Below are 12,495 nucleotides of genomic sequence, written 5' to 3' on the forward strand. Positions count from 1 at the left end.
GAGAGAATATCTGTGGATTACTTACCCCTGTTTTTCAAATTAACTGAACAGGAAGTCCTTTTAGTCGGAGGCGGTAACGTTGCCTTACGTAAAGCTCGTCTGCTCTGCCGATCCGGGGCACTGGTTACTGTGGTATCCCACAAAGTCTGCGATGAACTACAGGATCTTCTGGATGAGAACCGAGGTAATGCTGTAATCGGTGAATATCACAGCGCTCTTCTAGAGGGGAAGATGCTGGTTATCGCAGCGACCGATGATAACGCTCTGAATGAGCGCGTCCATTATGATGCCATCGAACGGAATATCCCGGTCAATGTCGTCGACAGCCCGAAGTTATGCACATTTGTATTCCCAGCGATTGTAGATCGCTCACCGGTCGTCATCGGTATCTCATCTGGGGGCAGTGCACCCGTGCTTGCACGCCTGCTTAGAGCTCGATTGGAAACCTGGATTCCTAAATCCTACGGAAAGCTTGCCAGCATTGCGAACCACTTTCGTGATCAGGTCAAAAGCAAATTTAGCACCATCAATCACCGACGGGTTTTCTGGGAAAACGTACTTCAGGGGCAGATCGCGGAAAAAGTTTTTGCCGGTCGTCCCGATGACGCTGTAAAAATGATCGAAGAGAAATTGGCCCATGAAGACCCTGAGCATCAGGTTGGAGAGGTCTATCTGGTTGGGGGCGGCCCTGGAGATCCAGAGCTGTTGACATTTAAGGCCTTGAGATTGATGCAGCAAGCCGATGTTGTACTCTATGATGCTCTGGTTTCTGAAGCCGTACTGGATCTCTGCCGGCGCGATGCCGACCTGATATTTGTCGGCAAACAACGGGACAATCATGCGGTCCCCCAAGAGGGAATTAATGAGCTTCTGGTCAAACATGCACAGATGGGAAAACGTGTCGTGAGGCTCAAAGGTGGCGACCCCTTTATCTTTGGCCGTGGTGGCGAAGAGCTGCAGACATTGAAAGCACATAATATCCCATTCCAGGTAGTCCCCGGTATCACTGCTGCCAGTGCCTGTTCAACCTTTGCGGGTATCCCATTGACCCACCGTAATTATGCACAATCGGTTAAGTTTGTGACCGGGCAGTTAAAAAACCGTACGACCGATCTGAATTTTGAAGAGCTGGTGCATCCCAACCAGACACTGGTCTTTTATATGGGGTTACATACACTCCCCCAGCTTAGTGCGAAGATGATTGAACACGGCAAACCTGGTTCTACACCGGCCGCCATTGTATCCAGAGGCACCTCCGCTGATCAGAAAGTGCTGACAGGCACCCTCGAAACCCTGCCTGAACTTCAGCAACAGGCCCAGTTACCTGCTCCAGCGCTGATTATTGTCGGAGAAGTGGTTGAACTGCATAATAATCTAAGTTGGTTCGGTGAAGAGGTACTCGCACAAAACCTGACGCCTGTTAAAGCAGAGCCCTGATAAAGAGGGCCTGATCCATCATTAGATTCAGGCCCCTCCTCTCAACCGGCAGCCCCCCCTCAACAGTAGACCAAGGTCGGTCTTTGTGGATACAAGAATCCTGTATAGTGGAATACATACTAAAAAATAGTCAGTTAGCTCTGTTGTTGTGAAGCGTCTATTAAGCTTACTAATCATCCTCTCTGTTCTCGGCGTAGGCCTCCTCCTAAGCCTGACACTCTTCATCATCGCCAAAAACGAGTTTCAAGCCTATATCGATCAACAGGTTGATCATACCCACCAACAGGTCAGAGAACGTTTCCAGGTATTTGACGAGCTGATCGCAAATGATGAAAGGGAGCTACATAAGCAGGCCAGAAGAGCACTAAAAAGAGTTACCGACATTATTCTGCATGACAACTTCAAACCCGAGGACTGGAGCCCCGAACGGCTACAACAGCTCTCCGATCAATATAATGTCGATGCAATCTACGTTATTGATCGGTCAACTAAAGTTGTTGCAACCAACTTCCTTCCAGATCTTGGTTTTAACCTTGGCACCATCTCCAAGCCGTTCAACGACTATCTTTCCAAACTTTACGGGACTGGCCGTCTTGAGGTTGATCGCATCAATGTGTCATCGAAAACGGGTATTCTACAGATCTACGCTTACTATGCCCCGCTGGGCTCAGATTACATCGTCGAGGTCTCATACGACGTAAAAAAATACCTGATCAGGAGCCACTCCTCACGCTATGTCGATTTTATGTTCGGGGATTTCTTCACCGAGCTATCCAAATCCAGCCCTCTACTAGATAAGGTCGATATCTACCTGGTCAACAATTACGCAGCCTTCCCCTTCCTTCAGGACACACCAAACATAACTGCGCAGGAACTGCCTGTAATCCCAGAGAAGGGCGTACTCAAACGACAGGGAGATGACAATACGCTCTATCACTTTAGCCGCGCGGATCTAAACCGATCTAACCTGCATAGTGCAGATTACCTGGCAATCCGATCAACCATCAATCTAACCCCGATGAAACTGCTCCTGCATAAGTTCCTGGGTATCAGCCTGATTGTTATCGTGATCACCCTGACTCTTGGCTTCATCCTGATCACCTACCTGTTTGATAAATGGATTCTGCGTCGAATATTCAGAATTATTGCTGCGCTCGAACGCAGCGCTGAAGGCGATTACCGCGATCAACTAAGCTCTGAAAAGAGAGATGAACTTGGATTAATCTCTGACCACATCAACAGCATGAACAAACGTATAGCGCGACGGGATGAAGAACTCAGAGAGGCAAGAGACTATTTGGAGCTGAGGGTTGAAGAGCGAACATCAGATCTGCAACTGGAGATCGAAGCACGTATTGAAGCTGAGAAAAAGCTGAAAAACCTGGCCTCCACTGATCCCCTGACCGGGGTGATGAATCGTCGTGCCTTTGATGAACAGGCCCACCGGGAACTGGCAAATGCGAAGCGACATGGAAGAGAGTTGACACTAATCCTGCTGGATCTTGACCATTTTAAATCGATCAATGATAAGTTCGGCCACCAATTTGGTGATCAGGTCTTAATTAAAATTGCTGAGCTGATTCAACCCTGCCTGCGTGCAACCGATAGCTTATGCCGCCATGGGGGAGAAGAGTTCATCATCATCCTGCCCGAAACAGATATTCATAATGCCAAACTCATTGCAGAGCGCCTAAGGCTAGAGATCGAAAATGCAGTCATTTCAAACCAATCTGATGTGAATGCCAGCGTGACAGCCAGCTTAGGAGTGGCTCAGTGGGCTGATGATGAAAAAGATATCCTCCCCTCCATTCATCGAGCCGATGAGGCGATGTACCAGGCAAAACAGGAGGGAAGAAACCGAGTCGTTGTATCAGCGCACCAATTGAGCTCCTCCCTGTAATTTTTCCTACTTCTGGCTGTCCATCTGCTTTTGCTTAATCTGATCCAGTAAATCCTCAGTTACACAGCTTAAGCCTCGCTCACGTGCAGCCTTTTCTACCTTATGACGAATCAGTTTTCTTACAAAGAAAGGAGCCTCATCTACGCGCTTTTTTGCGGCATCTTCCCATTCAAGTTTCTCAGCCATGCAGACCTCAATATCCAGATACAAAAAAACAATTATACGCTGCGGAACCGATAACTAGAAAGCAGGTACTGACCTTGCCCACTATAGCTGCTATCTCTAAAGCCTGAAAATTAAAAACAAAAACAGACATTCAAACAATTTTTATACAAACGCTCAAAATTTAAAACAATAAACCACCTATTAAACATAGAGATAAAGCTATTAACCATATTAAAAAAAGGTGTATATTTAAACAAAATAATAAAAACACAAGGTGCGATGTAGACCATGAAACAAAACCTTCCTGTCACGCAGGTGGAAGAGAGTTATGACAGTTCCCTGAACATTCTCTCGACCACCAATCTCAAAGGAGCCATCACCTACGTGAACAAAGATTTCACAAAGGTCAGCGGCTTTACTGAATCAGAGATTCTCGGAAAAAATCACAACGTCGTCCGCCATCCTGATATGCCTCCTGCAGCATTTGAAGATCTCTGGAGTACGATCAAGACAGGAAACTCATGGATGGGCATCGTAAAGAACCGCTGTAAGAACGGAAATCACTACTGGGTCGATGCCTATGTCACACCAATACAGAAAAATGGCAGTATCTCAGAGTACCAATCCGTCAGAAGAAAGCCTCGTGATGAATATGTAGCAAGGGCTGAGCGGGTCTATCCTTCACTGATGAAGGGAAAAATCCCCTCCCATTTAAAAAACAGCCTGGGACTCCCGACAAAAACGCTGCTCATGAGTTTGATCCCAATTCTAACCTGTATCGGGTTACAGCTCGCCACAGGGCTCTCTCCATTATTGTCTATTGGCATCAGCCTTTTGAGCGGATTCGTCACACTTGCCGGGCTACTCGCACTCTTCCGTCCCTACAATCACTTGGTTAAACAGAGCCAGAAAGTAACGAAGAATCCGGTTGCACGCTATATCTATACCGGACGTAACGATGACATTGGCCAGCTGCAGCTGGTGATGAAAATGCTGGAATCTGAGACCGCCGGACTCGTGGGACGTATATCAGATACAGCACACTCATTAACCTCTGAAGCCTCTAGTCTCAGCTCAGCCGTCTCTCAGTCAGAAGCTGGCGTAAAGCAGCAGTTCTCTGAAACAGATCAGGTTGCAGCCGCAGTGAATCAGATGTCAGCCAGTATTCAGGAGGTCGCAGGCAATGCTCAAAATAGCTCATCTGCTGCGGCGAGCAGCCTTGATGAGGTCCTGAAAGGGAAGCAGGTGGTCGACAACAGCGTCAATGCCATCAAAGCACTTGAGGGCGATATATCCTCTGCATCGTCTGTTATTACCGAAGTTGAACACAGCAGCAACAATATCTCGAATATTCTCAATGTGATCGGCGAGATCGCAGATCAAACAAATCTACTGGCACTGAATGCAGCGATTGAAGCCGCTCGCGCCGGTGATGCCGGCAGAGGATTCTCCGTAGTCGCCGATGAGGTCAGATCTCTGGCCAGCCGCACACAAACCTCCACGGAGGAGATCAGACAGATGATCGAAGAGTTGCAAGGCGCTGCGAAAAAAGCCGTTGCCGTTATGGAGACCGGCAGAGAAAAGACCGATCAATGCGTGGCACAAAGTATCGATACGGCCAACAGCCTGAATACGATCCACAGCTCTATCGAGCTGATCAGCGATATGAATACTCAGATCGCTTCCGCAGTGGAGCAGCAGAGTGCTGTCGCCGATGAGATCAATCGAAGCGTCTATAGCATTCGGGATATGTCTGAGCAAAACATGACTGCCGTAACCACATCCTCACAAACCAGTGAGCAGATGTTGGATATTTCCAGAGACTTTTCAGAGCTATCGGCTCAGTTCTGGGCAAAACAAAATTAGTTTACTCATCAGGAGTATCTGGCAACTGCAGGCGTTAATGGCTGCAGTTGTCCGGATGCGCATCGGCAAAAGCGGGAAGGCTCTGACAGTTACTTTCTATCCTGAGCAGCTCGGGATAGGGTGCCATATCCACACCAAAACGCCTGGCATTGAACATCTGCGGTACAAGGCAAAGATCAGCAAGCCCAGGCGTATCTCCAAAACAGAACTTACCAGGGTACTCCTCCCCAGTTAACAACTGCTCTAGCGCCAGAAAACCCTCCTCAATCCAGTGCTGATACCAGCTAATCTTCTCTTGCTCTCCAATATCCAAACACTGGCTAAGGTAGTTAAGCACTCTAAGATTATTAACAGGATGGATATCACAGGCGATAATCTCTGATATCGCCCTCACCCGCGCACGATCCACCCTATTAACCGGCAGGAGCGGTGAACGCTCCGGATAGGCCTCTTCAAGATACTCACAGATAGCCAGAGATTGCAGCAGCACAGCACCCTGATCACGTAGAGCAGGCACTAAACCCTGCGGTTGTACCTGCTTATACTGCGGATGGTTCTGCTCACCTCGCTGAAGGTTGACTGGCAACTGAGTGTACGCGACCTCTTTCAGGTTCAATGCAATACGCACCCGATACGCAGCAGATGAGCGAAAATAGTTATACAACTCCATCAGTGGGCAACTTAAAGATCTTTAAACTCTTGCTCATGCAACCATGCAGCATGCTTGGGAGCCCGCTTCGTCTGTGACCACTCGTCCAACATCAATGGCGCAACCTCAGCCAGCTGTTTCAGTTGCTCTGCTGTACCTGACCGATAAGTCAGTTCCAGACGATGACCATTGGGGTCAAAAAAGTAGATCGACTGAATAATGCCATGATCGGTGACACCCACTACATCGATCCCCCGCCCTTCCAGCTCTGCTTTAGCTGCCAACAGCGCTTCACCATCAGCAACTTCGAAGGCGATATGCTGACACCACTCAGGGGTATTGGGATCCCTGCCCATCTCCGGCGAGTTCGGCAATTCAAAAAACGCCAGAATATTACCCTGACCGGCATCGAGAAAAACATGCATATAGGGATCTGGCTCTTTCGTCGAGGGAACCCGGTCTTCAGCTATAGCCACCAGAAAGTCCATATTCAATACATCCTGATAAAACTCGACGGTCTCTTTCGCATCCTTACAGCGATAGGCCACATGGTGGATCTGTTGGATATTGATCATGATGAATTACTCTTATTGTTATAGTGCGCAGCACTTAGGCTGCGGTTAAATTAAAGTGCCAACTTAATCTTTGGCGGGTAAGACCTGCGCCCTCACCTCACCAAAGCCGATGCGAACATGACGATCTGACCGACACCAGCCTCGCAGAATCACGACATCATGATCTTCAATAAAGGTTCGAACCTCTCCATTACTCAGTGTGATTGGATTTTTACCTCCACCACTAAGCTCCAGCATTGAACCCGCTTCTTCGGGTTCAGGCCCCGACTGCGTACCCGAACCCAGAAGATCCCCAGCGCGCATGTTGCAGCCATTGACCGTGTGATGTGCGACCAACTGGTTCACGGTCCAGTAGGAATGGATAAAATTTGAGCGCGATAGCACAGCGGGTTGCTCCCCCAGATCACGCATCGTTGCTGTTTCCAGCCCCACTTCCAGTTCAATATCTAAAGCACCCTGTTCACGATTTATCGCCGAATCAAGATAGGGCAGTGGCTGTGGGTCAGCCTCATCACGTTTCCAGGGTTTACGGTAGGGTACCAATGCCTCTGTTGTGACAATCCAGGGCGAAACAGTCGAAGCAAAATTCTTCGCAAGAAATGGCCCTAATGGCTGATACTCCCAGGCCTGAAGATCCCTTGCTGACCAGTCATTAAACAAACACAAACCAAACACATGCTGATCCGCTTCATCCAGTGCAACCGATTCTCCCATCAAGCTTCCCTGACCGATATAGATCCCCATCTCCAGCTCATAATCCAGCCGGTTACAGGGGATGACTCTCGGGCTATCTGCGTCCGGGGCTTTCACTTGCCCCTTTGGACGGTGAAACTTCTGCCCAGATATACCGATAGAAGAGGAACGGCCGTGATAGCCGATCGGTACCCACTTGTAGTTCGGCAGCAGCGGATTATCAGGACGAAACAGAGCCCCCACCGAGGTCGCGTGGTGGATCGAGGTATAGAAATCAGTGTAATCACCAATCTGACAGGGCAGCTCATATTCAGCCTGAGCCATGGGTATCAGAAACTCCCCAAAATCCGCCTCTGCTGAACTCCCCTCTCGAAGAGCATTGGAAAGCGCATGACGCAGAGAGGACCAGGCTTCCGGCCCCATTGACATAAACTCATTCAACTGGCTCTTTGCACACGCAAGCGCCGCCTGCTGAGCGATCCCTGAAAACCGTTCAGATGCTGCCAATCTCGCCAGATCCACAATCTGATCGCCGATAGCCACCCCGCCACGAAAAAGCTGATCACTTCCCTTCACTCTAAACACAGCGAAAGGGAGGTTCTGAATAGGAAAATCACTCTTCCCATCATTGGCACTCTGAACCCAACTTTTCAATTCAGGATGATGTGTTTCGTTAAGCGTCTGCATGGCACTACCTGTATAAAAACAACTATCTCTCTAATTTAGTCTCATTAAACAAAACAGCAACCGTTAAAACTGGGTTAGACTGTCCCAATAGTGAAACAATACTGGAACAGATATGAGCAATCTGGACGACACTCTCATCTTTAATAAAGTGGCAGAGCTGTGCAGTTTTACACTGGCAGGCCAGCAACTTAATATCCCCAAAGCCACCGTCAGCAGACGCGTAAAGCAGTTAGAAAAAAGCCTGGGAGTACAGCTTCTCAATCGGGACACGCGTAAACTCAGCCTCACAGAAGCGGGGCACTATCTTTATAAAAGCACGGCTCCCCTGCTCTCAGAGGCACTTAAAATTGAGACAGCCACAGCCAGTTTTCAGACCCACCCTGCCGGGGAGCTTCGGGTAACGATGCCTGTAGAGATAGGGATTCGGATGCTGAATGAGATTGTGTGTGATTTCGCCATTGAGCACCCTAAAGTGCAACTGGATATCCATATGACAAATGATGTGGTTGATATCATCAAGGAGGGATTTGATATCGCTATCCGCGGGGGCAGCCCAAAAGACTCAAACCTGATCGCCCGAAAGATCATGTCCAGTCGATTTCATCTTTGCTGTTCCCCAGAATACTCCAATCAATACCCACTCCCCCAACATCCCTCAGAGCTGAAGCAGCATCACCTGATCGCCTTTCCCTATAGCAGTTACCAAAGCCTGAAACTTAAACGTGGAACAGAGGAGATCAGCATCCATGCGAATAATCGGCTCTCCGCGAACAGTCTGGACATGCTTTTGAAGGCTGCAGTAAAAGGGCTGGGCATTGCGATACTGCCCACATCAGTTTGCTCTGAGGCGATCCAGCAGGGTCAGTTGATAACCCTTTTCGATGACTGGTCCACCGATGAGATCGGGCTGTTTGCACTCTACCCCAATCGGGTCAAAACCAAGAAGCTTGATATGTTCATTCACTACGTCGAAAAACGCCTAACCGAATTGGAAAAAGGTTTTATCTGAGCTCATCGCTTCGCCTGATACTCGACTATCGCACCCTCAGCCTCACGCCAGGCACCAAAACCCCCGTGCACATGCATCACCCTATCCAGCCCCATCTCAACGATCGCACGGCCTGCCAGGGCCGAGCGTAAACCACCCGCACAATACAACACAAAGGTCAGATCCTTCTGAAAAATGGATTTTGCATAGGGGCTCTCAGGATCGACCCAAAATTCCAGCATCCCACGTGGGCAATGGTAGGCCCCAGGGATCAATCCATCTCGCTGTAGCTCCCTGATGTCACGTATATCGATAAACTGAATACCCTCCTGACCCAGAAGCGATTTTGCCCGCTCAACGGAGATCTCCTCCACAACCTGATTTGCCTCTTCGACCAGTTGGTAGATCCCTTTTTTTATTTTATTACTCATGCTTAATCCTCTGATTCAGATGCTCCCCTATTCTCACCCACACAGACATTCAGGGGATCCGTGCTGTAAAAATAAGGGTATTTACTTATACATTAGATTACATCAATATCGATAGCGCCATAATCATTTAGGAGATCGCTGTGTCATTAGTCCTCTATCACTGCCATGAAGCACGCTCTATGCGCTCACTTTGGCTGATTAATGAGTTAGATTTGAAAGCAGAGATTGTCACCCTTTCATTCGGCGATCAGCTCAGAAGCGATCAGTATCTGTCACAGCACCCGCTCGGGCGTGTTCCCTGTCTAATCGATGGTGAGACAACACTCTTTGAGAGCGGAGCCATCACGGAGTGGCTTTGCGAGCAATATGATGATAAAAACCTTTGGCGCGCCCCAGGGTCGCAAGAAAGGGCTGAATGGCTCCAGTGGCTCCATTATGCCGAAACCATCTGTGTTCATGTTGCCAGCCTGACTCAGCAGCAGATTGTCATCTATGACCCGGAACTCCGCTCACCCACCGTCAGGAAGCTGGAAACACGCAGGCTGGAAAAAGCGATTGAAGTGCTTGAGCAGCATCTCGAAGAGAGGGATTACCTTCTGGAAAGTGGCTTTTCTGCCGTAGATGTCGGGATCGGTTACAGCCTTCATGCAGCACGCCTGTTTACCGATCTATCCCAGTTCCCTCGCGCTCATGCCTACTATCTACGGCTTGCTGAGCGCAGTGCATTTCAGGAGTCACTGCCAGAGCCGGGAGCTACTAACAGAATCTATACACAGGAAAATTATTGGCTAGAAAATGAATAGCGCGGATTAATGCTCCCCAACCAATCCAAGGGTCACCGCCATCTGAATCAGTTCAGCAAGTGAGCCGGCCTCCATTTTGGAGATCATATTGGCACGATGACCTTCGACCGTCTTACGGTTTATACCCAGGTCATCCGCAACCTCCTGGTTGGAAAGCCCCTGAACAACACGTTCGAATACCTGCTTTTCCCGCTTAGTTAATGCGGTAAAGTGCTGCTCAACCCCCTGTTTACGACGCCGCTCCTGCTGCCGTGCCAGATCATCAGCTAATGCTCGCTGCACATGATCAAGCAAGGTCTGATCATTAAAGGGTTTTTCTATGAAGGTTTGTGCCCCCTGAGTCATTGCGGTGACCGCAATATCGATATTACCGTGGGCGGAGATCATAATCAGGGGCAGATCAATCTGATACTCCGGTAACTTTTTCTGAGCACTGATTCCGCTTAAACCCGGCATTCGCACGTCCATCAGGATACATCCGCTCTGCCCAGGCTGATAGGCATCCAGAAAGGCTTGTGCGCTCGCATAGCTTTCAACGTTCAGATCCATGGATTCCAGAAGCCACTGCAGTGAATCCCTGACATCCTCATCATCATCGACTACGAATACGACCTGTTTTTGCTCTGAAAGCATCATCCCTCTCAATCATACTTTGTTGTGAATTAACGTCCGCCACCTTCAGAGCGGTTCAGGCTAAAACTGAATACAGCCCCACCTTCAGAAGCGTTTTCAGCCCAAAGGTGTCCACCATGCGCTTCGATTAATGAGCGGCTGATCGCCAGCCCCATTCCCAGGCCATGCTCTTTGGTGGTAAAAAACTGCTCAAAAAGCTGTGAATCATCACTGACCGGCAACCCCGGTCCCTGATCATGCACACGGATTATAACCTGCTGATGCTCAGCTTCGGCAACATCGACCCAAATTACTTCCGGCTCCCCCTTTACACTCTGAGAGGTCGCCTCGATCGCATTCAAAAAAAGATTGAGTAAAACCTGTTCCAACTGGATACGGTCCGCTTCCACCTGAAGCTCAGGATATTGGATCCTATTCTCGATTCTCACCTGCTGACGCGATGCATTATCGGCACAAAAACCGATCACATCATCCACCAGCTGACTCAACTCAATCGCTTTACGCTGAGGTTGGCCTTTGCGGGCAAAATCCATCATGCGATGGATAATTTCACCGGCCCTAAGCGCTGTTGCACTGATTTTTTTCAGCGGTTTTTTTAAGATGGCTGTTTCGATCTGATCCTGTTTATTTAATCGCCTCTCAATCCCGCTGACATAGTTCACTATCGCTGTCAGCGGCTGATTTAGCTCATGGGCCAGTCCCGATGCCATCTCCCCCATCGTCATGATCCGGCTGGCACGGCTGACCTCATCCTGATACTGCTGTCGCTCCGCTTCTATCGCCTTCTGCAGCGACATATCACGCGCCACAATTGAGAAATATTCGATACGATCATCATAAGTCCGATGAGCCTGAACCTCTAAAATCACAGGGATTTTATCCCCGCTCATCGTGCACATATCAACCTCACCCTGCCAGTCGCCTATCTCTCTGGCCTTCGCCATAGCCTCCTGAATCATCCGTTGGTCACTCTCAGAAAAAAACAGGTCGGCAAGCAGAATAGCGCTATTCGACTCCCCTGTTTCCAACCTTACCCGAGCGGCTTCATTGAGATTACTGACCCGTTCATCCAGATCGACAAAAGCCACCAGATCACTACTACTTTCGAGCACCTTCGCTAGTCGCCGGTTGGTCATCTCCGCGTTGATGCGCCGACTGGCATCCCTTGAGACGACCAGCATCTCTTTCAGCTCTCCCGTTTCGGGATCCCTTAGGGAGCGGCTGGTACTCTCCAACCAGGTATAGTGGCCATCTTTGCAACGAAAACGATAGGTATGGGTATAGGTCCCCCGCTCATAACTCACACTGGGGGCACGCCGCTTAAAATCTTCAACATCATCTGGGTGATATAACTCGTAGGCCGAAACCCCTACGATCTCATCAACGGTATACCCCAACAGATTCTCGACAGCGGGCGAAGCATAGATAAAACGCCAGTCATCCGGGGTATGACGCGAGATCATATCGGTGGACTGTTCGGCCATCTCAGCCAGCAGCTTATTACGCTCAGCATCCTGAGTCAGTGTGGAGGGTGGTCGGCCTTTAGGGGGCGATTCCATGGAGACAGTCTCAGCTAGGTGGTAAAACAACACGGGATGTTGCTCCGATGGTATCAAAAAAGAGGGGCGGGCCGAAGCAGCGTTACCGGCTTCGGCCCGGAGGCAATGG

Annotated in this window: 12 protein-coding genes; 5 read left to right on the forward strand and 7 right to left on the reverse strand. The window is 49.3% G+C overall.

Going from position 1 to position 12,495, the window contains the following annotated elements:
• The first annotated feature begins 12 nt into the window (after positions 1-12).
• Positions 13-1,437: a siroheme synthase CysG gene (gene cysG / locus Q0882_RS02970; RefSeq protein ID WP_299177822.1), complete on the forward strand. Its 1,425-nt coding sequence runs from the start codon at positions 13-15 to the stop codon at positions 1,435-1,437.
• Between the two features lie 148 nt (positions 1,438-1,585).
• The gene (locus Q0882_RS02975) at positions 1,586-3,337 is read left to right on the forward strand and encodes a diguanylate cyclase (RefSeq protein WP_299177825.1); all 1,752 of its coding nucleotides are present in this window, start codon (positions 1,586-1,588) and stop codon (positions 3,335-3,337) included.
• 6 nt (positions 3,338-3,343) lie between these two features.
• On the opposite strand, the gene Q0882_RS02980 is transcribed toward Q0882_RS02975, so the two are convergent.
• The gene (locus Q0882_RS02980) at positions 3,344-3,523 is read right to left on the reverse strand and encodes a PCP reductase family protein (RefSeq protein WP_299177828.1); all 180 of its coding nucleotides are present in this window, start codon (positions 3,521-3,523) and stop codon (positions 3,344-3,346) included.
• A 267-nt stretch (positions 3,524-3,790) separates the two neighbouring features.
• On the opposite strand from Q0882_RS02980, the gene Q0882_RS02985 reads away from it, so the two are divergent.
• Entirely contained in the window at positions 3,791-5,368 is a 1,578-nt protein-coding gene (locus Q0882_RS02985; protein WP_299177830.1) for a PAS domain-containing methyl-accepting chemotaxis protein, read from the forward strand.
• 34 nt (positions 5,369-5,402) lie between these two features.
• On the opposite strand, the gene maiA is transcribed toward Q0882_RS02985, so the two are convergent.
• From maiA to fahA, 3 genes are all read right to left on the reverse strand, one after another.
• On the reverse strand, positions 5,403-6,041 hold the full coding sequence (gene maiA / locus Q0882_RS02990) for a maleylacetoacetate isomerase (protein WP_299178410.1): 639 nt from the start codon (positions 6,039-6,041) through the stop codon (positions 5,403-5,405).
• Between the two features lie 8 nt (positions 6,042-6,049).
• On the reverse strand, positions 6,050-6,592 hold the full coding sequence (locus Q0882_RS02995) for a VOC family protein (protein ID WP_299177833.1): 543 nt from the start codon (positions 6,590-6,592) through the stop codon (positions 6,050-6,052).
• 63 nt (positions 6,593-6,655) lie between these two features.
• Positions 6,656-7,972 (reverse strand): fumarylacetoacetase, encoded by a 1,317-nt coding sequence (gene fahA, locus Q0882_RS03000; RefSeq protein WP_299177836.1) that lies wholly within the window; start codon positions 7,970-7,972, stop codon positions 6,656-6,658.
• Positions 7,973-8,084: 112 nt separating this feature from the next.
• On the opposite strand from fahA, the gene Q0882_RS03005 reads away from it, so the two are divergent.
• Positions 8,085-8,981, forward strand: a complete 897-nt coding sequence (locus Q0882_RS03005) for a LysR family transcriptional regulator (RefSeq protein WP_299177839.1) — start codon at positions 8,085-8,087, stop codon at positions 8,979-8,981.
• A 2-nt stretch (positions 8,982-8,983) separates the two neighbouring features.
• Here Q0882_RS03005 and Q0882_RS03010 read toward each other — a convergent pair whose 3' ends face one another.
• On the reverse strand, positions 8,984-9,391 hold the full coding sequence (locus Q0882_RS03010; RefSeq protein WP_299177842.1) for a rhodanese-like domain-containing protein: 408 nt from the start codon (positions 9,389-9,391) through the stop codon (positions 8,984-8,986).
• A gap of 140 nt (positions 9,392-9,531) precedes the next feature.
• On the opposite strand from Q0882_RS03010, the gene Q0882_RS03015 reads away from it, so the two are divergent.
• Positions 9,532-10,194, forward strand: a complete 663-nt coding sequence (locus Q0882_RS03015; RefSeq protein WP_299177845.1) for a glutathione S-transferase family protein — start codon at positions 9,532-9,534, stop codon at positions 10,192-10,194.
• Positions 10,195-10,200: 6 nt separating this feature from the next.
• Here Q0882_RS03015 and Q0882_RS03020 read toward each other — a convergent pair whose 3' ends face one another.
• Complete coding sequence (locus tag Q0882_RS03020; protein WP_299177848.1) at positions 10,201-10,830, reverse strand: response regulator; 630 nt, start codon at positions 10,828-10,830, stop codon at positions 10,201-10,203.
• Positions 10,831-10,856: 26 nt separating this feature from the next.
• Positions 10,857-12,386: an ATP-binding protein gene (locus Q0882_RS03025; RefSeq protein ID WP_299177851.1), complete on the reverse strand. Its 1,530-nt coding sequence runs from the start codon at positions 12,384-12,386 to the stop codon at positions 10,857-10,859.
• Positions 12,387-12,495: the final 109 nt, after the last annotated feature.

The organism is uncultured Neptuniibacter sp. (assembly GCF_947498015.1).
In the GTDB taxonomy this organism is placed as follows: Bacteria; Pseudomonadota; Gammaproteobacteria; order Pseudomonadales; family Balneatricaceae; genus Neptuniibacter.

What these genes read in the sequence shown, in the direction of transcription:
- Q0882_RS02980 (WP_299177828.1), bottom strand. Translation starts at nt 3,523, where the DNA reads ATGGCTGAGAAACTTGAATGGGAAGATGCCGCAAAAAAGCGCGTAGAT.
- Q0882_RS02985 (WP_299177830.1), top strand. Translation starts at nt 3,791, where the DNA reads ATGAAACAAAACCTTCCTGTCACGCAGGTGGAAGAGAGTTATGACAGT.
- Q0882_RS02995 (WP_299177833.1), bottom strand. Translation starts at nt 6,592, where the DNA reads ATGATCAATATCCAACAGATCCACCATGTGGCCTATCGCTGTAAGGAT.
- fahA (WP_299177836.1), bottom strand. Translation starts at nt 7,972, where the DNA reads ATGCAGACGCTTAACGAAACACATCATCCTGAATTGAAAAGTTGGGTT.
- Q0882_RS03005 (WP_299177839.1), top strand. Translation starts at nt 8,085, where the DNA reads ATGAGCAATCTGGACGACACTCTCATCTTTAATAAAGTGGCAGAGCTG.
- Q0882_RS03010 (WP_299177842.1), bottom strand. Translation starts at nt 9,391, where the DNA reads ATGAGTAATAAAATAAAAAAAGGGATCTACCAACTGGTCGAAGAGGCA.
- Q0882_RS03020 (WP_299177848.1), bottom strand. Translation starts at nt 10,830, where the DNA reads ATGATGCTTTCAGAGCAAAAACAGGTCGTATTCGTAGTCGATGATGAT.
- Q0882_RS03025 (WP_299177851.1), bottom strand. Translation starts at nt 12,386, where the DNA reads ATGGAATCGCCCCCTAAAGGCCGACCACCCTCCACACTGACTCAGGAT.